This is a genomic window from Rossellomorea aquimaris (assembly GCF_001877785.1).
GTDB lineage: Bacteria > Bacillota > Bacilli > Bacillales > Bacillaceae_B > Rossellomorea > Rossellomorea aquimaris_A.
Genome location: NZ_MINN01000085.1, coordinates 385,544 through 407,641, shown reverse-complemented (window position 1 = coordinate 407,641; position 22,098 = coordinate 385,544). Strand labels below are relative to the sequence as shown.

29 protein-coding genes and 1 pseudogene are annotated in these 22,098 nt (G+C 42.0%); 8 read left to right on the top strand and 22 right to left on the bottom strand.

All coding sequences use genetic code 11. The features are described 5' to 3' along the window. Window positions 1-306: 306 nt before the first annotated feature. Window positions 307-693, bottom strand: coding sequence for a thiol-disulfide oxidoreductase DCC family protein (locus tag BHE18_RS12050; RefSeq protein ID WP_071618798.1), 387 nt, complete (start codon window positions 691-693; stop codon window positions 307-309). A 21-nt stretch (window positions 694-714) separates the two neighbouring features. Continuing rightward, the gene (locus BHE18_RS12045; RefSeq protein WP_071618797.1) at window positions 715-1,296 is read right to left on the bottom strand and encodes a histidine phosphatase family protein; all 582 of its coding nucleotides are present in this window, start codon (window positions 1,294-1,296) and stop codon (window positions 715-717) included. Between the two features lie 177 nt (window positions 1,297-1,473). On the opposite strand from BHE18_RS12045, the gene BHE18_RS12040 reads away from it, so the two are divergent. After that, window positions 1,474-1,674: a hypothetical protein gene (locus tag BHE18_RS12040; RefSeq protein WP_071618796.1), complete on the top strand. Its 201-nt coding sequence runs from the start codon at window positions 1,474-1,476 to the stop codon at window positions 1,672-1,674. A 365-nt stretch (window positions 1,675-2,039) separates the two neighbouring features. On the opposite strand, the gene BHE18_RS12035 is transcribed toward BHE18_RS12040, so the two are convergent. The 6 genes and pseudogenes from BHE18_RS12035 to BHE18_RS12010 all read right to left on the bottom strand — a co-directional run bounded on the left by BHE18_RS12035 (window position 2,040) and on the right by BHE18_RS12010 (window position 4,831). Continuing rightward, window positions 2,040-2,501 carry an NUDIX hydrolase gene (locus BHE18_RS12035; RefSeq protein WP_071618795.1) on the bottom strand — a complete coding sequence of 154 codons (462 nt, stop codon included), beginning with the start codon at window positions 2,499-2,501 and terminating at the stop codon, window positions 2,040-2,042. Window positions 2,502-2,798: 297 nt separating this feature from the next. After that, window positions 2,799-3,085 (bottom strand): annotated as a pseudogene (locus BHE18_RS12030) (hypothetical protein). 291 nt (window positions 3,086-3,376) lie between these two features. Beyond that, window positions 3,377-3,592, bottom strand: a complete 216-nt coding sequence (locus BHE18_RS12025; protein ID WP_071618794.1) for a hypothetical protein — start codon at window positions 3,590-3,592, stop codon at window positions 3,377-3,379. 91 nt (window positions 3,593-3,683) lie between these two features. Continuing rightward, window positions 3,684-4,028 (bottom strand): VOC family protein, encoded by a 345-nt coding sequence (locus BHE18_RS12020; protein WP_071618793.1) that lies wholly within the window; start codon window positions 4,026-4,028, stop codon window positions 3,684-3,686. Window positions 4,029-4,050: 22 nt separating this feature from the next. Further along, the gene (locus tag BHE18_RS12015) at window positions 4,051-4,422 is read right to left on the bottom strand and encodes an aminoacyl-tRNA hydrolase (RefSeq protein ID WP_071618792.1); all 372 of its coding nucleotides are present in this window, start codon (window positions 4,420-4,422) and stop codon (window positions 4,051-4,053) included. A 79-nt stretch (window positions 4,423-4,501) separates the two neighbouring features. Beyond that, window positions 4,502-4,831: a hypothetical protein gene (locus tag BHE18_RS12010; RefSeq protein ID WP_071618791.1), complete on the bottom strand. Its 330-nt coding sequence runs from the start codon at window positions 4,829-4,831 to the stop codon at window positions 4,502-4,504. A 148-nt stretch (window positions 4,832-4,979) separates the two neighbouring features. Between BHE18_RS12010 and BHE18_RS12005 the strand changes: the two genes are divergently transcribed. From BHE18_RS12005 to BHE18_RS11995, 3 genes are read left to right on the top strand one after another with little or no spacing between them, the layout of a single operon-like run. Beyond that, the gene (locus BHE18_RS12005) at window positions 4,980-5,576 is read left to right on the top strand and encodes a TetR/AcrR family transcriptional regulator (protein ID WP_071618790.1); all 597 of its coding nucleotides are present in this window, start codon (window positions 4,980-4,982) and stop codon (window positions 5,574-5,576) included. A 3-nt stretch (window positions 5,577-5,579) separates the two neighbouring features. After that, the gene (locus tag BHE18_RS12000; RefSeq protein WP_071618789.1) at window positions 5,580-5,936 is read left to right on the top strand and encodes a DMT family transporter; all 357 of its coding nucleotides are present in this window, start codon (window positions 5,580-5,582) and stop codon (window positions 5,934-5,936) included. Continuing rightward, window positions 5,924-6,238 (top strand): DMT family transporter, encoded by a 315-nt coding sequence (locus BHE18_RS11995; protein WP_071618788.1) that lies wholly within the window; start codon window positions 5,924-5,926, stop codon window positions 6,236-6,238. Before BHE18_RS12000 ends, BHE18_RS11995 begins: the two co-directional genes overlap by 13 nt. A 27-nt stretch (window positions 6,239-6,265) precedes the next feature. Here BHE18_RS11995 and BHE18_RS11990 read toward each other — a convergent pair whose 3' ends face one another. The 4 genes from BHE18_RS11990 to BHE18_RS11975 form a co-directional block, all read right to left on the bottom strand. Beyond that, window positions 6,266-7,372: a Ger(x)C family spore germination protein gene (locus tag BHE18_RS11990; RefSeq protein WP_071618787.1), complete on the bottom strand. Its 1,107-nt coding sequence runs from the start codon at window positions 7,370-7,372 to the stop codon at window positions 6,266-6,268. Continuing rightward, window positions 7,369-8,478, bottom strand: a complete 1,110-nt coding sequence (locus BHE18_RS11985) for a GerAB/ArcD/ProY family transporter (RefSeq protein ID WP_071618786.1) — start codon at window positions 8,476-8,478, stop codon at window positions 7,369-7,371. Before BHE18_RS11985 ends, BHE18_RS11990 begins: the two co-directional genes overlap by 4 nt. After that, window positions 8,462-9,979, bottom strand: a complete 1,518-nt coding sequence (locus BHE18_RS11980) for a spore germination protein (protein WP_071618785.1) — start codon at window positions 9,977-9,979, stop codon at window positions 8,462-8,464. The genes BHE18_RS11985 and BHE18_RS11980 overlap by 17 nt, the downstream gene beginning before the upstream one ends. A 78-nt stretch (window positions 9,980-10,057) precedes the next feature. Next, window positions 10,058-10,843 (bottom strand): nucleotidyltransferase domain-containing protein, encoded by a 786-nt coding sequence (locus tag BHE18_RS11975; protein WP_071618784.1) that lies wholly within the window; start codon window positions 10,841-10,843, stop codon window positions 10,058-10,060. Window positions 10,844-10,979: 136 nt separating this feature from the next. On the opposite strand from BHE18_RS11975, the gene BHE18_RS23235 reads away from it, so the two are divergent. Then, window positions 10,980-11,126, top strand: a complete 147-nt coding sequence (locus tag BHE18_RS23235; RefSeq protein ID WP_171910702.1) for a hypothetical protein — start codon at window positions 10,980-10,982, stop codon at window positions 11,124-11,126. Between the two features lie 97 nt (window positions 11,127-11,223). Here BHE18_RS23235 and BHE18_RS11970 read toward each other — a convergent pair whose 3' ends face one another. The 6 genes from BHE18_RS11970 to BHE18_RS11945 all read right to left on the bottom strand — a co-directional run bounded on the left by BHE18_RS11970 (window position 11,224) and on the right by BHE18_RS11945 (window position 15,709). Then, window positions 11,224-11,454 carry a hypothetical protein gene (locus tag BHE18_RS11970; RefSeq protein WP_071618783.1) on the bottom strand — a complete coding sequence of 77 codons (231 nt, stop codon included), beginning with the start codon at window positions 11,452-11,454 and terminating at the stop codon, window positions 11,224-11,226. 134 nt (window positions 11,455-11,588) lie between these two features. Further along, window positions 11,589-11,786: a cold-shock protein CspD gene (gene cspD / locus BHE18_RS11965; protein ID WP_032088076.1), complete on the bottom strand. Its 198-nt coding sequence runs from the start codon at window positions 11,784-11,786 to the stop codon at window positions 11,589-11,591. Between the two features lie 162 nt (window positions 11,787-11,948). Next, the gene (locus BHE18_RS11960) at window positions 11,949-12,491 is read right to left on the bottom strand and encodes a DinB family protein (protein WP_071618782.1); all 543 of its coding nucleotides are present in this window, start codon (window positions 12,489-12,491) and stop codon (window positions 11,949-11,951) included. A 524-nt stretch (window positions 12,492-13,015) separates the two neighbouring features. Further along, on the bottom strand, window positions 13,016-13,456 hold the full coding sequence (locus tag BHE18_RS11955) for a membrane lipoprotein lipid attachment site-containing protein (RefSeq protein ID WP_071618781.1): 441 nt from the start codon (window positions 13,454-13,456) through the stop codon (window positions 13,016-13,018). A 531-nt stretch (window positions 13,457-13,987) separates the two neighbouring features. Then, window positions 13,988-14,614, bottom strand: a complete 627-nt coding sequence (locus BHE18_RS11950; RefSeq protein WP_071618780.1) for an NUDIX hydrolase — start codon at window positions 14,612-14,614, stop codon at window positions 13,988-13,990. Between the two features lie 120 nt (window positions 14,615-14,734). After that, entirely contained in the window at window positions 14,735-15,709 is a 975-nt protein-coding gene (locus BHE18_RS11945; RefSeq protein WP_071618779.1) for a cation diffusion facilitator family transporter, read from the bottom strand. A gap of 207 nt (window positions 15,710-15,916) precedes the next feature. Between BHE18_RS11945 and BHE18_RS11940 the strand changes: the two genes are divergently transcribed. Together BHE18_RS11940 and BHE18_RS11935 are read left to right on the top strand one after the other, a co-directional pair. Continuing rightward, complete coding sequence (locus BHE18_RS11940) at window positions 15,917-16,978, top strand: DUF3900 domain-containing protein (RefSeq protein ID WP_071618892.1); 1,062 nt, start codon at window positions 15,917-15,919, stop codon at window positions 16,976-16,978. 658 nt (window positions 16,979-17,636) lie between these two features. Then, on the top strand, window positions 17,637-18,461 hold the full coding sequence (locus tag BHE18_RS11935; protein WP_071618778.1) for a GNAT family N-acetyltransferase: 825 nt from the start codon (window positions 17,637-17,639) through the stop codon (window positions 18,459-18,461). 44 nt (window positions 18,462-18,505) lie between these two features. On the opposite strand, the gene BHE18_RS11930 is transcribed toward BHE18_RS11935, so the two are convergent. After that, on the bottom strand, window positions 18,506-19,000 hold the full coding sequence (locus BHE18_RS11930) for a metallophosphoesterase family protein (RefSeq protein ID WP_071618777.1): 495 nt from the start codon (window positions 18,998-19,000) through the stop codon (window positions 18,506-18,508). A gap of 109 nt (window positions 19,001-19,109) precedes the next feature. Here BHE18_RS11930 and BHE18_RS11925 point away from each other — a divergent pair, with 109 nt between their 5' ends. Next, complete coding sequence (locus tag BHE18_RS11925; RefSeq protein WP_071618776.1) at window positions 19,110-19,709, top strand: class I SAM-dependent DNA methyltransferase; 600 nt, start codon at window positions 19,110-19,112, stop codon at window positions 19,707-19,709. A gap of 85 nt (window positions 19,710-19,794) precedes the next feature. Here BHE18_RS11925 and BHE18_RS23230 read toward each other — a convergent pair whose 3' ends face one another. The 3 genes from BHE18_RS23230 to trpB all read right to left on the bottom strand — a co-directional run bounded on the left by BHE18_RS23230 (window position 19,795) and on the right by trpB (window position 22,097). After that, the gene (locus BHE18_RS23230) at window positions 19,795-19,962 is read right to left on the bottom strand and encodes a hypothetical protein (protein WP_171910701.1); all 168 of its coding nucleotides are present in this window, start codon (window positions 19,960-19,962) and stop codon (window positions 19,795-19,797) included. Between the two features lie 148 nt (window positions 19,963-20,110). Continuing rightward, entirely contained in the window at window positions 20,111-20,902 is a 792-nt protein-coding gene (gene trpA / locus BHE18_RS11920; protein ID WP_071618775.1) for a tryptophan synthase subunit alpha, read from the bottom strand. Beyond that, on the bottom strand, window positions 20,895-22,097 hold the full coding sequence (gene trpB / locus BHE18_RS11915; protein ID WP_071618774.1) for a tryptophan synthase subunit beta: 1,203 nt from the start codon (window positions 22,095-22,097) through the stop codon (window positions 20,895-20,897). The genes trpA and trpB overlap by 8 nt, the downstream gene beginning before the upstream one ends. Window position 22,098 lies beyond the last annotated feature (1 nt).

The window sequence follows — 22,098 nt, the reverse complement described above, 5'->3', positions numbered from 1 at the left end:
TCCGTTAAGGCAAGGTAAAAGGGTCCTAATTCATGCTATTGGAGTAAATAGGGGGAATGTTTCCCCCTATTTACTCCATATTTCTTGCTAATTCCTTAATAAGAGGAATTTATCCCCTTATTTTGACAGACTATTTTATGAAGATTGCTAACCAGTGCATACCTTTGTAAAAAAATTCTTGGAGTATCTGTCTCCAAGCATTTTCCTATTCTGATTTTCCTGCCAAATTGCTTCTTGGGTTTGAGGCGAATATTTTCACTTTAAAACAGATCCCCCTTATTTAAAAGAACGGGGGCTTTTCCGTTATCATATAAACCTGTCCCGGCTTTCCTTACTCGGGATCATACAGGATTCCTTTCGGCCAAACCACTTGTACCGGTTTGCTGCTATCCACTTATAAACTTTATCCCTGATTGGTTTAGGAATAACCAGAAAAATGCGGAACCATTTCCAAGGCCGATTTAATCGTGATGCTGTCAGGAGTGCAGCCGTTGACTCCATATACACTTTATCATCCATGATCAACACTATGCTGTCGGTGGACGCCGGGATTTTGAACAGCTCCTGATACCTTTTTCCGGTTTCACTTTGCAGCGAAGCGAACTTAAACACCTTTTCGGGATCTCTTTGGATGATGAATTGAACAGAGCTGCTGCATAGATTACAGACACCATCGAATAAAATGACTGCCATTGTCTCATCACCCCTGACTTATTATTTCTCACATTCCATTAAATGTTCCGTTACATTATAATCTTCCACATTCCACATATTCTTTTTGAGACTTATATTAGTCAAGCAGCCATTGAACAACTTGAATTCCTCAAGCTGACTGCCTTCCATATGAAACTTTTTGATGATGGCATGGATCACGGCCCCGTGTGAAACAAGTAAGATTTTTTTGTCAGGGAACTCTGTACTGACAGCCTGCAAGCCTGCTTCGATCCTTCTATCAAGTTCCTCCCTGGACTCCATACCGGGAAAGATAAAGTCCGGATACTTCTCAATCCTCACTTCCCGTGTCAGTCCTTCACCGTCGCCAAAATATCGTTCCTTGAACTCATCCATTTCAATCATGGGCAGGTTCAGGTCTTTATTGATGATTTCAGCGGTTTCTTTCGCTCTCTTAAGGGAAGTCGTAATGACCCCATCCCACTCCATACCTTTAAGGAACTCCCTGCATTCTTCAGCCTGCTTTCTGCCGGTTTCATTAAGGGGGATATCCGTCTGCCCCTGCAGTCTTCCATGTAAATTCCAATCTGTCTGCCCGTGGCGCACGATGCAAATACTAGTCATGTCTTCCTCTTCCTTTCTATCAAAATACCTATTTCACTGATTTTATCATAACCACTACGGTAATGGATGATAAAAAATCAACGGGCATCGGATCATGAAACCGTACATCTCTAAAGGAAGATGTTTTGTTAACCATTTTTAGGGAAAACAAATAAAAAACAAGGAGGCAGTCAATCTATGAGACCAGAAGTCGGAACCCATGATCATAAAAAAGGATCTGAAATCAAAGAAATTTTCACTGATGCCCTGCAAAGGGACCTTTCAAGCGACGAGAATCTCCTGATCAACAAATGGGTGCAGCATTTCAATCAGGAAGAAAGGGCAACGATCATCAATATGATGAAAGAACTGGTAAATAAACATAAACGTCATGATTAAGCTTCCAGAGTCAAAGCCCTGACGTGACAGCAAAAAAGGAAAGTCCAATGTTTGGGACTTTCCTTTTTTTATTAAAGTTTATTAAAATATTTCTCTCATCAAAGATTGTCTGTTTGTTCCAACAGACGGTCAATATCGAATGTATAGATTGGTGAATGGATATCCTCTTGTGCAAGTTCTGCGGTATCTTCCAGTATTTCGTCGATATTCATACTTAAAATACCTCCCGGTTGTTAAAATGATCTTTGTTATTACACTATTCGTTGAAGCATGATCATTTTTGGGGGTGTATTTTAATTTTTTTAAGAAAACTGAAGAAAACTGTTGAATTACTACCAGACTTCTTTTTTGAGAAGGCTTCTGTTCTATGAAATATAATGTTTATCCTTATATTCCTGTACCATTTCTTCATGGCTCCGGACCATGTTTGGCGGCAGGTCATCAAGCGGGAAAAATTTCAAAGAAATGGATTCTGATTTCTCTGCTTTCATATGCCCGTGAAATTCGTTTGTGAAATAGGCGGTGGCAACGACGTAGAATTCATCTCCGTTTTCAGCTTTAATATATTGGTCTTTGCCGGAATAAACGTTTAGTAAGTGCAGTTCCCCCATTTGGAGGTTTGTTTCTTCCTTTACTTCTCTTCGCGCTGTTTCTTCAGTGGATTCTGCCAGTTCCATCAATCCCCCCGGCAATCCCCATTTACCGTTAGGGAATCGCCTTTGCTGCAGGAGTACCTGGTTATGGACATTCAGAATGATCACCACCGCCCCTGGCAGAATTACCGGCCTGGTTCCAATCAGCTTTCTTAAATCCTCTATGTATCCCATCATTTTCTCCCTTTCCAAAAAATAATAACCAATAAGGCTAATCTTATCGGGGTTGTCTCTGAGGTACAAACTTCCAATATTTCATGTAATTTCATTCTATAATTCACCATTTCACAAATTTAAAGTTCGAACTAATCCTCCCTCTTCAAATGCATTTAGTCCGGTTCTTCATTGTCTAAAACTTCTTTTTTATCTCAGCCTCATTTTTAAACGCTGCGTTCAACTAACACCCCGTTAGTTATACATAAAGACTTTCACATTATTTACATATTATATATTTGACGTGACAATATGCCATTATTTCTTACTTCTTTGTTCTAAAAGTACAGGTGCTATATTTAGTAAGATGGAAATAATCGTCAACACCCATAATGCCCTTTCCATACCAGGTACTACATCATCTAAAGCTGCCCAATCTTCCGCTCCTACCCACTCCGATACAAGACTGTATTCTGCACAAAGTGTTAAGGCTGTAAATGATAATCCCATCGCCATAGCAAGCTTATAATCCTTTCCTGTTAAATACATAAAAAAAGATTTATAAAAGTTACTACTATTGCAATGCCCCCTAAAATTACCCACATAACGATTCCTCCTTATGTTTTACTTTTCTTGTAAAAATACTGGTGACATCATCAAATCTTACTGATATTCCATACCTTGCAATAATTGTTCCATCCCGCATCAATCAGGATGTGATTCCTCATAAGTTTTATCAACCATTACGCATAGGACAACTGTGATACCAATAAAAAACACACTGTGGATTTCAAGGTGAAATACAGTGTGTTTTTCTTTGATATATACTTGTTAGCACCTCTGAAGAAAACCCGAAGTAAAATCTTCACTGGGTTAGCAAGTTTCGCGGCCCACCATTAATAATCTGTATTGTCCAGCTTTTGAGTTTGATCCATTCTTTCAAGAGCCTGCAGCAGCCTGCGGTCGTTTTCAGTTTTATGTTTCATGAAACTCATGGCTTTGAAGATGAACACAATCGTCAATACCGTAATAAATAGTGCGATTCCTATATACAAAATACTAAAAAGTCCAAAGAATACCCCGATTCCTTCCATTCCCATGCCTTGATCCATACTATTTCACCTCCCCTAAGTAATATATTGAAAATTCATCCAATAAATCAACTTATTAACAATCGTTATGGGACTTAATCATAACAGGTATTTAGACGGATAGAAAGTGACATACTTCAAATCGGTTGCCGTCAAGGTCAATAAATTCAAAATACGTCACACCATCATCTGCCTGAATTCCCCCTGCTTTCACTTGCCGGTCGATCAGCTTCAGTCTGGTTTCCTCCAGGGCATCGGAGAACAAAATGGTCCGCGTAGATGAAGAATGAACTTCCCCCTCCTGGATGGTGAGCGTTGTTTCACCGGAACCCACTTTGAACACAATATAGTGCCCGGGGTGGAAAATCTCCTCGAGCTCAAGTACCGACTTATACCATTCCCGGGCCCGGGCCAGGTCTTTGACTGAAATATGTATGGTATCTATTCGAGAAAACATATGTACTCCTCCTTGATTATGTTTAATTCTTCAATAATGTGAGGTGCCCTACAATTCCTTTGGCTTCCCATTTATCCATTGGCGGCAATGCTGTGACGGTAAGCGACCCTTTTTGAATCTCCGTCAAGCCGCTGTCACGGATGCTGAAGAATCCAGCCTTCTCAAGTTTCTCCAGTTCAGCTTGACTGCCTTTTAAGATGATTTTTTTCATTCCGGTTTGCAGCCACTCAACGAAATCCGGCTGGCGATCCATGAATGAAGATTTGGCAGAAACCAGCTCCAGGGTACTTAAGGTTGCAGCATGAGCAACTTGTGCAGCTGTTTTCCCCCTTGACATATTCACGTCTTTATTCACTACAAAGTATTGCACAAGGTCTCGTTGTTTATTGGTCATTCATACTCCCTCCTTTGACAAAATGATCATTATATTTATAGTAGCGTTTTTCTCAAAAGATGGGAAATCTAAAGCCATATCATTTTCTCCTGATTTTCACAATGGAATCCTTACTGACCGTCACCTTTACTTTCTCCCCGATCCGGAAATCAGTGTATCTGTCACAATCTACCGGATAAATTTCGCTGCGGTCGGCGTTTTTGAATTCTATTGCACATTTCTTTTGGGTTCTTTTCAAAGCTTTCCCTGAACTGATTCCTGTCAGGACCCCGGGGTTGTTACCGGGATAATATTTTTCTTCTATCGTCATCCATTTCTTCCCTTCGAAGTCATTGAGGACTTTTATCAACAGCAGCAGACTTACCAACAGCATTCCTAACACAACAAATTTCACATGTACTTTCTTCATGAACTCCCGGCCTTTCTGTTAAAATCAACAGAGCCATTATATGAACTTCAATCAGGAAAAATGACAGATCTCTTCTGTTGCATTGACCCCGTAAAGAAGTTACACTTCAGACTAACGAACGGTAGTTAGTTTACTGGAGGTTATTGTTTTGAATCAGAGCAATAAAATTGGAATCAAGAAAGCTGCGTTGCGCTTATTCAGCGAAAAAGGCTACGAAGATACTTCACTTCATGAAATCGCCCTTGCGGTTGGAATTAAAAAGCCTTCCATTTATAATCATTTTGATCATAAAGAGGATATTTTTTGTGCTGTATTGGATGATCTGCTGCTATCTGAAACAACGGAATATCAACATCTTCGGAAGCAAATGAAAATAGATGAGCCGAAAACGAACCTCAGGATGCTGTTTGATCTTTATTGCAAACGATTGATGACAACCGAGGAAGCGTTACTTTGGAAGAGGGTCACCTTTTTTCCGCCCCAGCAGTTCAAAGAAATGATCGAGGAAAAGTTTTTTGAATTTGAGAATGTGGTCACAGAGATATTATCTGGGATTTATAATGATGCCCGGGCCGCAGATATTCTCCGGGATGTGGATGGGGATGAATTTACTGCTTCTTTCTTCTGTTTGGTAGATGGTATATTCCTTGAACATCACTATTATAATGAACAAGTTTTCCGGCAGCGAATGGATGCGGTATGGAAAGTGTACAATCTGGGTATTTTCAAAGGGGAAGGAGAATGATCCATGGGTTGGATTTATGTCATCATAGGAGGCCTGCTCGAAATCGGCTGGGCCACTGGACTCTATTTATCAGAAGGTTTCACAAAACCCCTGCCCAGTGTCATTACAGGCGGTCTGATCCTTGTCAGTTTTTATTTTTTCTCTAATTCGATGAGACTGCTGCCGATTGGCACTGCTTATGCTGTCTTTACCGGAATAGGAGCTGCTGGAACGGCGATCGTTGGAATGACCTTTCTACAGGAGGATATCAATGTGATGAAAATTGTATTTATCTCCTCTCTTATTTTCGGTGTTATCGGACTAAAAATGAGTGATAAAGAAGAATCGGATGACAAGGAGGTTGAAGAATGGCCTGGATGATTTTGATTGCAGCCGGTTTATGTGAAGTGATCATGGTTACTTTTATGAAGCTCTCGGATGGTTATAAAAAATTGGTGCCGTCCATCGTGAGTTTTTCTGCAGGTGCACTGAGTTTTTATTTATTGTCCCTGTCACTTCTTCACCTACCTGTTTCTACAGGGTATGGCATTTGGACAGGGATTGGTTCTGCAGGAGCGGTTCTAATCGGGATGTTGTTTTTTAAAGAAGAAAAAAATCCTTCCCGGTTATTTTTCATCGGTTTGATTATCATCAGCATTATCGGGTTGAAAACTGTGTCATAAAAAAGTGTCCAGATTCTTCTGGACACTTTAATTTATGATCCCATTCCCAATGATTTCTGTTTCGATTTTCGGGGTAATGGTGATTTTCTGATAGTCTTCTTCCCAGTTGAGTTTCTCCCATGTCTTGGGGTGGAATGCAATCAGTTCCCTCCCGATTCCGAAAAGGTCGGAATTGGCGGTTTGGATCGTTTCTATGAGGTTTTCGGCACGCTTCTGCAGATCATGTTGTATTTTTTGGTTGATTTTTTTAACTTTTTTCTTATCGGTTAATTTATCAGCTGGAAATTCTACAATTGCAATGCCGGTTTTCATGCTGATTTCAACTTTTATGTCATAAGGGGAGTCAGAAATAATCTTCATTTTTGACTTGGGTTTTATCAGACTATAGGAAATGTAGTCATCCAGCGAAGACTTATTCTTTGTATCCATTTTCGAAGTGAATCTTGCCAGTTTCGCTTTTTTATTGGCTAGTGCAAGGAATAACGTGGATTGGGCAACACTTAGTTCCCCTGTCATGGAATGCTTATGGAAAAGTGCATTCCCCACTAACTGTATTTCATTGTTCTCGAGCGCCAGCAGGGGGAGCATGAAGTCTTTTCCTTCGTCAAACATGACCGTGCATATTGTTTGAAGATTGTGTTTTTCAGCCTCTGTTGCGCTTTCCGCGCTGCTGATCTGCTCCGCCAGGTATTCCGAAATAAGGGTATTCTTTTGTCCCAAAGTCGAAAGAAGCTCTCCCCCATTTCCTCTCGCAATGGAAATCTTAGATGAAATGGAGCTGGTGGGATCCCTGTAAAACACATCCAGGAACTGATAAATGTCTTTTTTCGCTAAATCCTCCCCGAGTACAAAGACCCTGTTCTTTGAAGGCTCGAAACTCCCATTGATTTTACGGTCCATTTTCATCCTGGTTTCCCTGAGTGTATTGCCGACTGCCTGCAATTCCACGTTGGTGGGGAACTCTCCCTGAAAGTCTCTTATTATCGCTGTCGTTAATATTTTGTTTTCATCTTCCAGATCAAATGCCGATGAATAGACAAGCCTTGAATCCTTCAGCAGCCTTTGATCCCAACAGCCTGTCAGACATACATGAAGTAAAAGTAAACTCATTGCCGCCTTCAGCTTCTTTTTCAAGCTCCCTCACTCTCCTTTTTCTTGAAGATAAACGAAACAGCCAATAGGAAAACGGGGATAACAATAACAAATAAATAAGATAAAATAAGAACCCACTTATTCACTATGTCCATCTCCGATAATTTCCCCGGTATCAGTGCGATACAATAGGAAGTCAGCCCCCAAAACACAGTGCAGTACCCTCTTTTAAGCTTCTTGAACTTCTTGAACAAATGACTGCAGCATTCGGTACAAAGAAATAAGTAACTGGTCAAAGAGGTAATGACGTTCACGACCCAGAATGATGCAAAAAGAAGATCGACCCTCTCCACCACTTGCAGGTAGAGGGATTTAACATAATAAAGAACGGGCTGAGGCACAATTTTTAATTCATCAGGACTGAAAGTGACCGTGCTGACGATTGTCAAGAACGTATATACAAGTGTCACGGACAGATTTGCCGCAGTGGCAGCTTTATAAATCGCCGTGCTTCCGTTATGCTGAAAATAAGGATACAGGATCAACAAAAGTTCAAATCCCAGCATGGAAAAATAAGCTTCCTTTGCCCCCTTCAGTATGGTCAATCCTCCGGATGCACCCATAGGGAACAAATAACGCCAATCAACTGGGTAAATGAACAGGACGACGATCGACACGATGACCAGCAGGACAATCAGGAAAGTCAAGACTACATAGACGTTGCTGATTTCCATTACCTTTTCTTTGCCCAGATAAAACCCGGGGATAATGAGCATTAACATTACGGCCCAGGCGGGTGTGAGAATGAGCGACCAGGATTTTATTATCGCAGTCGAATACATCAAAATGATGATGACGACAAGTACGCCGTAGATGAGGTATCCGAACGTGATAATTGTCGCTGCGAATTTACCGAGCAAGACTCTTGAATAGTCGAAAAGAGATTTCGAAGGAAATCTGCGTCCTAATAGCCAAATGATGGTTATCATCATTTGGACAATAGCACCTGAAACAAGCACCGAAATCCACGCGTCCCCTTTGGAAACAGAGAATACATTAAATGGAAGCCCGAGGATGCCTACACCAATCTGGGTTTGAATGATAAAGATGGATAATTGAAAGGAAGTAAGCTTAATCTGTTTTTTCATCTTTTTTCCATCCCCTTGAGCCTGACGATGCCCTCCATTTGTATCGTGCATTCACATCTTTTGGTCTCGTCTTTATCATCCAGATAGGTAACCGGATTAGAGTATCTTTCAATCTTCCGACATCCAAAGGTGCAATAGGATATAGGTAGTAGTTGCCGAGTGACTTTAATTTTGTCAAATGAATGAAGATGAGCATGAGACCAATCACGATTCCGTAAATTCCAAAGATAGCGGCCATCAGCATAAGAGGAAAACCTAAAATCCTCAGGGAGGTGCTCAGTTCATTCGACGGTATGACGAAAGATGAAATCGCTGTGATCGCCACCACTATGACCATCGTGTTGGAGACAAGGTTCGCTTCCACTACTGCCGTCCCGATGACAAGACCTCCGACTACACCGATTGTCTGCGCAATCGGATTCGGCAGCCTGATCGACGCTTCCCTCAGCAATTCGAGTGTAAGCTGCATGATCGCGGCTTCGATGAGCGGCGGAAATGGAACATATTCCAGAGAACTTTTGATCGAGAAGATGATTTCAACCGGAATGATTTCATAATTAAACGAAATGACTGCTATATAAAAAGCGGGAAGACAGAGCGCAAGAACGAAGCTGAATAACCGGACGATCCGAAAAAATGAACTGATGAACGACCGGTTATTGTAATCTTCTGTTGTTTGTAAAAAGCTGAAGAATGTAACCGGAAATATCAATACAGTAGGGCTCCCTTCCATCACGAGGGCGACCCTTCCTTCCATCAAGTTAGCCGCCACCCTGTCAGGCCTTTCGGTATTTAAAAACTGTGGAAAAGGGGAAAATGAGTCATCCTCCAGGAATTCTTCGAAGAATCCCGGTGATTGTATGGAATCAGCATTGATATAACTGATTCGGTTTTCAATAGTGGCCAGTAATTCTGGATTTGTCAGCTCTGAAATATATACCAGTGCATATTTTGTATTTGTCGTCTCCCCTATGTTTGCATACTTAACAGTTACCCGGGGATTAGATATCCTCTCCCTGATATAATGAATATTTTTTGTAATGCTTTCCTGGAATCCCTGGTGCGAACCCCGGATGACTTTTTCATTGATCGGTTCCTTGGTATCCTGGTCCACTTTAGGCAGGCAGACCAAATGCATGTCTTCAGACCCCTCTGATAAAATCAGACAGTGCCCGTCCACCATTGCACTCAAGGCTTCCTCAATGCCAGATGCTAAAATGATGGCATTGGCACTGATTACATTCTCAAGCTTCCCTTCTCTTTTCTCGTTAACTGGCTGAATGACATAGGTTTGCAAATTCTTATTATCAATGACGGAATCCACAAATAAAATAAACATGGATTTCTCATTGAAAGTTAGCTCTCTAACCTTCAAATCTTCAGTATAATATAGCCCTGATCTTATTTTATCTATCTTTTCATCCAGGGTGATGGTCTGTCCTTCTTCAGAAGGTATCAGCTGTTTCACTTTTCGCTTGTTTTTCTTTTCAAAACCACTCATCATAACACCTTCAATTGGGCTTGTTTCTAAATATTGTCTCCATGAAGGTATCAGTTATGCACTTCAGCCAAATAGACGTTAATCAGTTAAACGCACTCCATATCCATTCCATATATCTTTCAGAATCTCAAGAAATAATTCATTGAATTCTTCTATGTTTCCTGTATGATCCCCAAAACTTTCCGTTATCATATTTTCCAGCCGTTTAAGATCAAACTCCATCGTTTCGATTAAGGAAATGAAACGCTTTTTGTCTATCAGGACCGACCTCTGAGTTTTCAAGTTAAGGATGCATTCAATATCCTCTCTCACAGTTTCACTGAGATCAGTCCGTTTCAAAGTGGCAGAGATTCTGTTGGGAGGGAAGGCTTGCAATTTTGACACCCATAGACATGACAGGAACGGCCTGATGATATGGATATAGTCCTTTACATGATGGAAAGGCTTGTTTTCAAGGTGAATGATATTTTTCTTTGCCATTCTTACATAATGATGCAGCACTTTATATGGTGAAAAACTTTTATCTGCCAGCCGCCTGATTTTGTTGACGGTATCATGCTCGATATAAATGTTTTCCTCGGTTAACCATTCCAGGATGGAAGGATTCGATTTGTGAAGGAGAGTCAGAGCTTTTTTTATATCCCAGCCGGCCAATTCCACCTGAGGCAGCGCCTTTTCTATTACATCTCTTTTATTTTGAAGGGACAGATAATGCTGCACCCGATTTACATAGATGAACCTTACGTCGTAATCACTCGCTTCTGATTCATACCCCCATGCTCTGCTCCCCGCCTCCACTGCATAAATAATTTTTATGCCGTATTGATCTTCCAACTCTAAAAGACTGCTCACTATATGGTCCATGTGCACATCACATCCTCTCACTTGTAACAATTGATAGTAATTTATCCAACATGTGGATGAAATATGGCGGCAAAAATAATTTTATAGAATAATTCATATATATTCGGACATCTTAAGATGGACGGAGGTGATAAACATGACAAACAACAACCAAAAACCACAACAACAAAAAAATGAAGCTGAATTCGCTCAAGAGCAAAATGCAGCTCAACAAGCTCGTAAAGCTGCTCAACAGCAACAACAACAGCAACAACAGCAGCAGCAAAACGAAAACAATAAGTAATCAGACATATAATTCAACATCTGTATACTTAACAAAAGAGCAAGAGACCGGGTTAATCCGGTCTCTTGCTCTTTGTCTTGAGTATTTTCTAAGAAAATTATTTCATAGTGCCGGCATCTTTCACCTTTTTATTAAATGGTCGATAAGCAGCCAAAACAGCTGTACCGGCTGCAATCACATTGATCAAAGTACTTATCATTGGATGACCTGTAAAGCCGCCTTCTTCATAGAAATAGGTAAGTATCAACCCTGTGATGATGCTCAATACAATGCTCGTCCCGACAAAAACTCCTGCAAAGATAAAAAACTTCTTAAAATAGCTCCGCAAAACTCAAGTCACCCCTCTGTTGATATATATTAATGCCAGTAAGTATCAAATAATAAAATTATGTAAACCTCTAAATGTATTCATCAAAAAAACAGAGTACCTAAACGTACTCTGTTTGTAGTTTTACTATTTAATTACTTTTGAACGTTGGCTGCTTGTGGTCCACGAGCACCTTCAACGATTTCAAATGTAACGTCTTGTCCTTCTTCAAGTGATTTGTAGCCTTCACCTTGAATAGCAGAGAAGTGAACAAATACATCGTCTTGACCTTCAACTTCGATGAAACCGAAACCTTTTTCTGCGTTGAACCATTTAACTTTACCTTGTAGCATAAAACAAGTACCTCCCAGTGCAGATGCACATAAAAATATTACTATTCTTGCTTCGATTAAGTTTCAAGACGAATGTTCTTCTGCCCGAACATGATTAACCGAACAAAAATAATTATATATATTATAACAGACTGTCAACCAAAACTCAAGGAACGGATAAATTTATTCAACCATTTCCTTCTCTTTTGTGAAGATTTTTTTGATCATCCGTATTTGTCCGCGGTGATTGATTTCGTCCTCGAACACATGAAACCATTTAAAAAAATTGTTTCCCTTCTTGCCATACCACCAATCACTTTCTTCATACAGCCAGTTTTCCGGCAGATCCCTGAACTTGTTGTAGGTTCTGTCCCGGGTCTCGCTTAATTGCCCGAGATACTCACCGGCTTCCTTCCCTTTGATTACTTCGGCGGCTTTACCAAGGCTCAGTGCAGGTTCCAGCGAATCAGCGTACCGGTCGACCTCTTCATCACTTAAATTTTCAAAGGTAAGCGCCTGATAAATTTTTTCCACCGCATCAAAATGAGCCAGGAGCATCCCGATTGAATTCGCATCTTCGTTTACCCTGTAATCCAATTCTTCCACAGTAAGGCTTTCAACCTCCTGGATCGTAGTCAGTCTCGCATAATCCATCATGGATGCGAGCAGTCCAAAGTCCTTTTTAAGACCCTTTTTTTCCTTGATCAAAAAGATAGTATCGTCCATATCTATATCCCCTTTCTTATCCCACTTCTAAATATTAGATAAAAAGTGTTCAATTCCTTCCTCGATTGGGAAACAAAAGGTTCTTTCTGTAAAATTCCTATCCTCTTATTGAAAATAGTGGTTGGGACAAAACTATCAAGCCAGGGTTTAAAGGCGAACATTTTAGAGTGGAAACTAAACAACGCTAAAGATTTCCGTGCAAGACTTCGATCTCCGCAGCTGGACAAGTCTGACTTTTCCAGCTGCAGGGCTTAGAGGCACCTGTCATAAGACAAAACGACCAAGAAGGCAATGAACGCCTTCACGGCCGATTCGTCTTATGCCACACGCCTCTCTTCAAAGCCCTTCCGCTTTTCTAATAAGCTACTCTTCCCGCAGGAGTCTTCGACTTGCACTCCAATCAAACGATGAAAAGCGCAAAATCTTAAATACATCTCGAACAAATAAAAACCCGAAATAATTCGCCTCTTCCCATGCAAATTATTTCGGGTTTCACTTAGACTATATCACTTTTGTTTCAGCCTCTACTTCGTTTCCACTTTATGTATCACTTTATCATCCAAACGTCCGTTATCGTTAATCACTTCGATCGTGACCACTTTTTCTTCTTTATCCTTTATCGCTTTTATCAACTCATCGATTTTGTCAGGCTGCTTCAATTCGATGGTCGTCTCCACCTCATACTCTTCAGATTTCTTTAAATCCGAATCACTTTTCAATTCCTTATCTGTATAAATCAGATCCTTGCCAAGAGCATTCCTGATTGTGCTCCCTTGAAGGAAAAAGCGTGCCTGAAATGAAGTGTCTGCATCAAGATTACGATCGGTGAGCACCCCTTTGAACGTGACGGTGCGTTCTTCTTCGTCGATGATGACTTCACCGTCCGTAATCATCTCAGCTGCATTACGGTTACATCCTGATAAAATGATCAACAAGATCGTAAAGACTAGTATGTATTTTTTCAATGTTCACTTTCCTCCTGCATATTGTATATTGCTTCATACCTTACCCGTAGGGACGGGGGTTGTTTCTTTTGATTTATTCTATCATAAGATCGCATATGTAACTTCATATATCTTGGGGCATGTGAAAAAGGAGTGGTCGTTTTGGGGAATCAATGAGGAAGAGAGAATTCCATCGGATGCAGATTCATGTATGGTAAGTCAGTAAAATTCTCTCCGGCTGGATTAGTCCGCAGTAGAATAGAATGTTATTTCACCGCGACTTTCCGGGGCTGGTTGGCTTTATTGCAAACCGCCTTCAAAATAAACATTTTTTCCTGAACACTGAGCATTCTCCATGATTTGGCACGAATGATCATATTATTACCTCCAGTCATACATTTATTTGTTTATTATTTACCTCTTTTTAAACGGATGCAAACCAAACAAATGCCGACAAGAACACATGGAAAAATACTTTCTCAGACAAAACTCTTGCCGTAAGAAAGTATATTTGGAATAAGTATGTCCAATTTGGTAATAAAGTGTTGAAAATTATTTATTATCTGATATGAGCTTAATAAAGTGATGAAGAATCCTTGCCGTCAGTCCCCAAATGACTTTGTCCTCATAATAATAAAAATGTTCCTTCATTTTTCTTGCCTGAAAGTCATAATTTTCTCCGCCCGGGATGCTCTTATAGGGGAACCCCTTTTCAGGCTCCATCCGGAATTCAATATTATATAATTCAGGCTCCTTTTTTTGCAGTTCACTCAATGGAGAGGTAAAGATTTGTTCCACTTCCGCCTTGTTCGGGTCCAAATCCTCTACATCTGCATTCAGTATTCCAGCAAAAGGATAGATGATTGTACCAAAGGGGGAAACAAGATAGTCCAGCGGCTGAATACCGGAAATCGATTGTTGATCAATACCCAATTCTTCTGAAGTTTCCCTTATGGCAGCACTCTCTGCATCTCTGTCGGCCCGATCGACCCTGCCTCCTGGAAAGCAGATTTCCCCTGGCTGCCTGCGCATATTATATGACCTGACTTCAAACAAAATATGTGTTTCCCCATCCACTTTTATCAAGGGCACAAAGATGGCAAACTCACTGTACTCTTCACTCCCGAGGATTTTCGGAGTACGGCCCTTGATTGAATGCATGATTTGATCTGCGTCCATTCCTCCACCCCCAATTCACTATTCTCTCATTATAATATGAATCTTGAGGCGGACCAAATGATACGAAACTGCAAACGATTTTAAATGAGCCCTTATCGCTTTTCACCCTGCGTCAGGAATTCAATCAGGATTACTGTTCTCCCACTTCCTGATACCGTCGTCCTCAAGGATGCCAAGAGTTGCATCCGATATATCCGGGTCAGAGGTTAACTGATCCTGTATCACAAATTTAATGTCGTCAGCCTGCGATAACTGAAGACCCCTTTCAAGCTCAAGATACGCTTCAACATGATAATATCTGCCTTCCTGGATGATTCTCATTTTGTATATATCCACTACCTGTTCATGAGCAAGGATCATTTGACCCACTTTATCCTCTACGTCTTTAGGGGCTGCCACTCCGATCAAACCGACCATATTGTCATAGCCCACCCTGAAAGCAACAAATACCATCAGACACCCAATGATGATGGTGACGATTCCATCCAATAATAAAAAGGAGGTATAATAAGAGACAATAACCGCAACGAGGGCAAATACAGCCCCGCTCACAGCCACCAAATCTTCATAAAAGACGAGCCGTGTAGGAGGGGACGCTTTTTTTACATTCTTGAACGCTCCTGGTATGACTCCGAATCCTTTCCTGATATTCCTGGATTCTTCCCCGATTTCTTTCATGACTTTTACTAAAATCGCTCCGTCGATGATGATATTCAGCAGTAAAATGGATACATTGAGCAGGATCCCTTTCACTTTTGCCGGATGACTGATCAAATGGAAGCCCTCTTTAATCGTTTCGTATGCCATGATTGAAACCACAATGACCGCGATCATACAAAACAAGTTAATAACTCTTCCGAAACCTGTCGGGAATTTCTTTGTCGGTTCCTTTTCAGACAGGACACTGCCAATAAACACAAATCCCTGATTGACTGAATCAGCAAGTGAATGCATGGAAGATGCAAACATCGCACCGCTTCCGCTGACAAGATAAGCCCCGCCTTTTGCGATTGCGAGTACCGTATTGCCGATCATGGCATACAAGGAGGACTTATTGCCCTTCTTAACCAACTCCCATACTGATTGCTGTCCCATATCTTTCACCTTCTTCCTTCCAAATAAATATTGCTTCGTTTTTTAATAAGTCAGTTCCCTCATCAGGACAACATTCGTTCCCTCTAGTATCCCTTAAATAGTAAATTTCATTACTGAATTGACGAACGATATATGCTTACTTATACTGAAAAAACAGAGGAATTCTTTAATGAGAAAAACATCCTCAAAAGGAAATGGAGTTCAAAAATGGAGTTCATGATTCAAAATTTATCTTTTTACTTAATCCAAGTCGACGGCAAAGGCGAAGAAGCAGAAAAACATGTCAAACACTTTCAAACCCTGTCATCAGAGCAATACGAAGAAAGCGACCTGAAAACATTCCTGGATGGTGAGTTGACAAAGATCGTGAAAAGAAAGGTTGACCGTCACGCCAAGTCTGACTCAGCCCCTACGAAAATTGGCAGATTCATTGTTGAACCCGGACATGAGTTAACATCCAACCCTAATTACAATTTATTTCATAAAACAAGGTTCGCAGAGGACAAAGAGACATTCAGGGAAGCCTGTGACCAGCTGGCTCAAATGTATATCGAAACCAGCGCGGTCAGGGGCGGGGCACTTGTAATCGCCACCGCCAAACTCACCAAATTTTTCGATGACCCGTTTGTATTCATAATGAAGTGCGACTTCGAACCAAAGGTTGCCAGGATCACCGATGCATCAACACTGATACATAACGTCGAAATGGCCATCACCACTAAAAATATGAAATCGGTCCAATATCCTTTCATGCCGGAAGAAGGGATGATGGATGCCGCCGAACTAAAGATTCACCAGTCTTCCCATTCGCGTTACTTTGAAGATTTCCTGAAATGGGTGGAATTCGAGAAATCAATGCCTGAGATCGTCAAATCCCAGGTTTACGGCATGGTCAAAGAACATATTGAAGAAACATATAATGAAGAAAGTGATGAACGGGTAGAATTCGAGCAGGCGATGGAAGAATGGGCGATCAGTCCGAAACGGGAACTGCAAGAACGCTTTTCCACCGATCAAGTAGTGGAAGCTGCCTCCCAGATCGTCGAGCAGTCGCCCGATGTGGAGCTGAAAGTGAAGCTTGACCATGTATCGGTGAAAGCCCTCCTCTCTGACTTCGGAGACAGCATCCACCTGGCAAAAGTCAACGGCCGGTATATTCTGATGATCGAAAGCGAATCGGTGATGTTCGAAAAAGGATTTTCCCCTCTCGAATTTTTAAAACCGGATGAACTGCATGAAGTGATTCAGCGGATTCAGACGAAAGAATAATTCAATCGTTGATGTACAAAAGTATATTGTTTTTAGATAGACCACAGCTAATTTTGGCATTCAAATTAGCTGCGGTCTTTTATTGAAGAGAAGCATGATTTCTAAATACGAGTGCACATTTAAAGATGTTTAAGGGTGTTGGAAATTGTTGGAAAATCGGTAGTTCGCACCATCAACTGAGGAATATCGCACTTATATTAAAAATTTCGAAATTAAGTAAGAGGTGACCGCTTATAAAATGATTGAATACCCCTGCCAGGCTGAAATATTCCTTCGAATAAAACGCTTGAAGTCAGCAGTGTCAGTCATCGCTATGGGGATTCGACAGTTCGAGCAGAAAAGCTGAGTTTTCAAGCACAAATAACCTGATTTCGAGCACAAAACAACCAGGCTCGAGCAAAAGCAAGAGGTTTTCGAGCATAAAATTGAAAATCGGACCAATAACTCGTGTACATACCCAGCGCCGTTTGATGAGCCCCACTCCACAACAGAAAAAAATATTCTTCAATGCTTTAAGCATCATTGAACGGCCTTTCAACTAAAAGGTTCGCCATTAGGTTATTTATTTTCGTGCCAATCACCATCACTCCAGTTGCGTAACCAAACAGAATCACATAAAATTAGTAAGAAAATTCTATCTTTTAAACAGGAGAGTATTATGCTGAATCAAAATCAACTGAAGGAAATAGTGGCACTACAGAATATCTGTGAAGAACATGAAGGGATAACACTTAAATTAAACTGGGATATGCTTGAACACCGCACAGGTGAAAATGATGACTATTTTCTTTATTCAGGAGAAAATCTGATTGGATTTCTGGCACTTTACGGTTTCGGGGATCAATATGAATTATGCGGCATGGTCCATCCCGGACATAGAGGAATGGGGATTTTTAAAGACTTACTTAAAAAAGCCCTGATCTCTTTAAAATACCGCAATGCAGGGTCTCTGCTTATCAATATACCGGGCACCTCTGTTTCGGGAAAAACATTTGTTAAATCCATTGATGCTGATTATGACTTCACTGAATATGAAATGAAATGGGAGCCTGGAAGCCCGCTGGCACTTTCAGAGAGTGTGATGACCAGAGGAATGACTGAAGATGATATCCCGCTTTGCATATCGCTGGATATCGACTGTTTCGGACAGAGCCGCTCGGATGCGGAAGCCATGCTTAAACAAATGCTCACGGAGCAGGGACAGAAAAGCATGATGATAGAGGCTGACGGCGAGACTGTCGGAAAAATCCGCGTGCAGCGCATCAAGGGGCAAAGCTTCATCTACGGGTTTGCCATCGATCCCAAATACCAACGAAGGGGAATTGGGCGGAAAGCACTTTCTTATGTCGTTTCTGAAGAATCAAAATGGACGGACGACATCTTCCTGGATGTTGCAGCTGAAAACAGCCATGCTCTGAAACTTTATGAATCAAGCGGTTTTCGGACGATTTACAGTCAGGACTATTATCATTATAAGCTGTAAGCGAAGCAGGCTGAGATGTGATGAAACTTCTCAGCCTGCTTACATCAAGAATAAAACTTGTGCTGGATCGACCAGCTCCCCACATGGTCGATTTCCATCATCCCGTGTGAAAACATCGGCATCTTCCGCTTATCAGTGGGTGACCCGGGATTGAACAGCAGCACCCCGTCATGGTATCGCAAATAAGGGATATGAGAGTGACCAAAGATGATCATATCGACTTCATCTTTATTGAAGGCTGCCCTTGCTCTCTTTTCCGTTGTCTTCCCCTTGCCGTCCCCATGTACGATTCCTATCTTCAACCCCTGGATTAAGCATATCCGGCTTTGTGGCAATAAGCCCTTTATTTCCGGGTCGTCGGTATTTCCGTAAACTCCCAATAACTCCCCGAAGTCCGCTAACTCTTTGTAAGTCTCTGCACTCTGAAAATCCCCGGCATGGATGATGAACTCACTTTCCAATATATCCTTAATGAGAGTGTCTGGAAGCTTCCTTTTACCCTTCGGCAGATGAGTATCAGAAAGCACTGTAATTTTCATCGTACTCCCTCCTTGTTTCATGATATAAAAATGTACTGTCCTCTGAAGATGTTTCAATATGTACATATGGTGGAATGATTGTATTATCAATCTTAAAAGAGGAGATCCTATGACTTTTTCACTGCAGAAACAATTTAAACAGCCAAAAGGCATCCTGGGATGGATAATAGGCAAGGTAATGGAAATAGACAATCGTAAAATCAATAAATGGTCCATCAAAAAGATGCCGATCCGGCGGGGGGATCATATTCTTGAAATAGGTTACGGGCCTGGATACTGCATCCATAAAATCATCCAGAAATACCCCGGCTGCACGGTTGATGGCGTCGATATCTCCTCCACCATGAAAGACGCCGCGGGTCAAAAGAATAAGGACGCAATAAAAAAAGGAAAGGTTCATCTCATTGTCGAGGATATTTCTACATTCAAGCTGGATGACGAACGATATGATCACATCTTTTCAGTGAACAACTATCCTCTGTGGTCTGACCCAAAAAAAGCCCTATCCCATTTATATCATATGTTGAAGCCGGGGGGAACGCTGGTGATAACTGTCCAGCCGCGCGGTGATGAAGAAAGGGACAGCAGGGCACGGAGCTACGGCGAGCAAATCTCCAATGAATTAGAACAGGCGGGTTTTACTAATATTGCGATTTCATATAAGAAAGTGCGCCCCTCATTAACAGTTTCAGTAACATGCACAAAATGACGCCCTTTCGTTTTAACCTGACCCGGGGAGCCGGATTCTAATTAAAAAATAACAGCCAGCCCATTATTGGGCTGGCTGCTGCTTTTTACTGTTCTTCACTGGTATCTTCTGCACTATCTTCCGTATTGGATTCTTCGTCCATTTGTTCTTCGGTCCCATTGTCTTCTTCACTGCCGCTGCTGCATCCTGCTGCAAATCCGATGACTGATAATGACACTAAAAACATGACCAACCATTTCTTCATTGATTTCATTTTTCAGCCTCCTGGTAAGATGCATTTGTACTGCACCTCTATCATACCGATATTCCCTGGCTAAAAAAGGACATTTACCATTTATTAACTTATCTTTAGATTATTTTAACACCAATCCAACACAAATTAACTGAATACTGAATAATGACTATCTTTTTACCCCGCTCATTTTGGCCGCATCCATCAAACCCTTCATTTCAGTGAAATTACCTTCCTGAAGGAGTTCAATGATCCTGCTCCCAACAATGACGCCATCGCAGTCACGGGTCATCTCCCTCACATGGTCGGGGGTTGAGATGCCGAACCCGGCGAGTACGGGGACCTTGCTGTATTTTTTCAGTAACTGTAGATGCTTCCCGATGCTCTCATTGACTGCACTTCTTGCACCGGTCGTTCCGTTGATCGTCACGGCATATAAAAATCCTTCCGACAATCCTGCAAGCTCGGAGATCCGTTCTTCGGGACTTGTAAGGGTGGCAAGCTGGATGACCGCGATGCCATGTTCCTCAGCCGGTGAGGAAATGAGGTCCCTGTGCTCCGCAGGGAGATCCGGGATGATCACTCCATCCACCCCCGCTTCTTCACACCGCCTGAAAAAGTGCTGGATCCCGTATTTATAAACAGGGTTGATGTAAGTCATGAACACCAGCGGAATTCCGATTTCCTCTCTTCTCACTGTCAATTCATCCAATACTTGTTTAAGGTTGACCCCATTATCCAATGCCCTCTTGCCTGCCTGCTGTATGGTGGGTCCGTCAGCGACCGGATCTGAAAACGGGATCCCCAGTTCAATTGCGGATGCCCCTGCTTCTTCCAGGAGCTTCAACGAATCTATCAGATTCTCAATACCGCCATCCCCGGCCATGATATAAGGGATGAATATTTTATTACCGCTGTTCAGTTCCTTTTGAAATGCCTTTTCCAAGAATAATTTACCCATTTTGGTGTCCTCCTAACAACTCTTTTACCTGCTCGACATCTTTATCTCCCCTGCCTGACAGGCAAATGACGATCGACTCATCGGGTTTCATCTGTTTTGCCAATTTCACAGCATAGGCAACGGCATGGGAGCTTTCAAGCGCGGGGATGATCCCTTCGGTCTGACAGATAAGCTGGAATGCTTCAAGCGCTTCCTGATCGGTAATGGACGTATACTTCACGCGGTCGATTTCCTTCAGGTAGCTGTGCTCTGGTCCAATACCGGGATAATCGAGCCCGGCAGATACGGAATGGGCTTCCTGGATCTGCCCGTCTTCATCCTGCAGGAGATACATCAGGCTGCCATGTAAAATCCCGGGATTTCCTAGAGTTAAGGTGGCAGCGTGCTTATTGGTATCAAGCCCCGAGCCGGCAGCTTCAACCCCGTACAACTCCACTTCCCTGTCATCGATGAATGGATGGAACATCCCCATTGCGTTGCTCCCCCCGCCGATGCACGCCACGATGGCATCCGGGAGTGTTTGTTCCTTCATGAAGAATTGTTCCTTCGTCTCTTTCCCTATCACACTTTGAAAATCGCGGACCATTTTCGGGAACGGATGGGGTCCAAGCACCGACCCGATGATATAATGCGTATCTTCAACATTTGCGACCCAGTAACGCAGGGCTTCATTCACTGCATCCTTCAGGGTTGCGCTTCCGGCCGTGACACTGACAACCTTCGCCCCAAGCAGCTCCATTCGGAATACGTTCAATTTCTGCCGCCTGATGTCTTCTTCGCCCATGAAAATCACACACTCAAGGTTCAATAATGCACAGACGGTGGCAGTCGCTACACCGTGCTGCCCAGCGCCTGTTTCCGCGACGATTTTTCTTTTGCCCATCCGTTCTGCAAGCAGCGCCTGCCCGATCGTGTTATTGATTTTATGGGCTCCGGTATGATTGAGATCCTCCCTTTTCAGGTACAATTTTGCCCCGCCCAGCCGGCTTGTTAAGTTTTCTGCAAAATATAGCGGGTTTTCCCTGCCGACATAGTCCTTCAAATAATATTTTATTTTCCTTTGGAACGCTTCATCCCGGGATGCTTCCTCATAAGCCGTTTCCAATTCTTTTACCGCTGTCATCAATGTTTCAGGTACATATCTGCCGCCAAATTGTCCGAATGATCCTTTTTGATCCGGTTGTGCGTAAGTCATG

What these genes read in the sequence shown, in the direction of transcription:
- BHE18_RS23235 (WP_171910702.1), top strand. Translation starts at nt 10,980, where the DNA reads ATGACAAACAACAACCAAAAACCACAACAACAAAAAAATGAAGCTGAA.
- BHE18_RS11975 (WP_071618784.1), bottom strand. Translation starts at nt 10,843, where the DNA reads ATGGACCATATAGTGAGCAGTCTTTTAGAGTTGGAAGATCAATACGGC.
- BHE18_RS11980 (WP_071618785.1), bottom strand. Translation starts at nt 9,979, where the DNA reads ATGAGTGGTTTTGAAAAGAAAAACAAGCGAAAAGTGAAACAGCTGATA.
- BHE18_RS12010 (WP_071618791.1), bottom strand. Translation starts at nt 4,831, where the DNA reads ATGAAGAAAGTACATGTGAAATTTGTTGTGTTAGGAATGCTGTTGGTA.
- BHE18_RS12050 (WP_071618798.1), bottom strand. Translation starts at nt 693, where the DNA reads ATGGCAGTCATTTTATTCGATGGTGTCTGTAATCTATGCAGCAGCTCT.
- BHE18_RS11985 (WP_071618786.1), bottom strand. Translation starts at nt 8,478, where the DNA reads ATGAAAAAACAGATTAAGCTTACTTCCTTTCAATTATCCATCTTTATC.
- BHE18_RS12015 (WP_071618792.1), bottom strand. Translation starts at nt 4,422, where the DNA reads ATGACCAATAAACAACGAGACCTTGTGCAATACTTTGTAGTGAATAAA.
- trpB (WP_071618774.1), bottom strand. Translation starts at nt 22,097, where the DNA reads ATGACTTACGCACAACCGGATCAAAAAGGATCATTCGGACAATTTGGC.
- BHE18_RS12000 (WP_071618789.1), top strand. Translation starts at nt 5,580, where the DNA reads ATGGGTTGGATTTATGTCATCATAGGAGGCCTGCTCGAAATCGGCTGG.
- BHE18_RS11945 (WP_071618779.1), bottom strand. Translation starts at nt 15,709, where the DNA reads ATGGGACAGCAATCAGTATGGGAGTTGGTTAAGAAGGGCAATAAGTCC.
- BHE18_RS11930 (WP_071618777.1), bottom strand. Translation starts at nt 19,000, where the DNA reads ATGAAAATTACAGTGCTTTCTGATACTCATCTGCCGAAGGGTAAAAGG.
- BHE18_RS23230 (WP_171910701.1), bottom strand. Translation starts at nt 19,962, where the DNA reads ATGAAATCAATGAAGAAATGGTTGGTCATGTTTTTAGTGTCATTATCA.
- BHE18_RS11995 (WP_071618788.1), top strand. Translation starts at nt 5,924, where the DNA reads ATGGCCTGGATGATTTTGATTGCAGCCGGTTTATGTGAAGTGATCATG.
- BHE18_RS12040 (WP_071618796.1), top strand. Translation starts at nt 1,474, where the DNA reads ATGAGACCAGAAGTCGGAACCCATGATCATAAAAAAGGATCTGAAATC.
- BHE18_RS11960 (WP_071618782.1), bottom strand. Translation starts at nt 12,491, where the DNA reads ATGGACGATACTATCTTTTTGATCAAGGAAAAAAAGGGTCTTAAAAAG.
- BHE18_RS11925 (WP_071618776.1), top strand. Translation starts at nt 19,110, where the DNA reads ATGACTTTTTCACTGCAGAAACAATTTAAACAGCCAAAAGGCATCCTG.
- BHE18_RS11935 (WP_071618778.1), top strand. Translation starts at nt 17,637, where the DNA reads ATGCTGAATCAAAATCAACTGAAGGAAATAGTGGCACTACAGAATATC.
- cspD (WP_032088076.1), bottom strand. Translation starts at nt 11,786, where the DNA reads ATGCTACAAGGTAAAGTTAAATGGTTCAACGCAGAAAAAGGTTTCGGT.
- BHE18_RS12025 (WP_071618794.1), bottom strand. Translation starts at nt 3,592, where the DNA reads ATGGATCAAGGCATGGGAATGGAAGGAATCGGGGTATTCTTTGGACTT.
- trpA (WP_071618775.1), bottom strand. Translation starts at nt 20,902, where the DNA reads ATGGGTAAATTATTCTTGGAAAAGGCATTTCAAAAGGAACTGAACAGC.
- BHE18_RS12045 (WP_071618797.1), bottom strand. Translation starts at nt 1,296, where the DNA reads ATGACTAGTATTTGCATCGTGCGCCACGGGCAGACAGATTGGAATTTA.
- BHE18_RS12020 (WP_071618793.1), bottom strand. Translation starts at nt 4,028, where the DNA reads ATGTTTTCTCGAATAGATACCATACATATTTCAGTCAAAGACCTGGCC.
- BHE18_RS11940 (WP_071618892.1), top strand. Translation starts at nt 15,917, where the DNA reads ATGGAGTTCATGATTCAAAATTTATCTTTTTACTTAATCCAAGTCGAC.
- BHE18_RS12035 (WP_071618795.1), bottom strand. Translation starts at nt 2,501, where the DNA reads ATGGGATACATAGAGGATTTAAGAAAGCTGATTGGAACCAGGCCGGTA.
- BHE18_RS11950 (WP_071618780.1), bottom strand. Translation starts at nt 14,614, where the DNA reads ATGGACGCAGATCAAATCATGCATTCAATCAAGGGCCGTACTCCGAAA.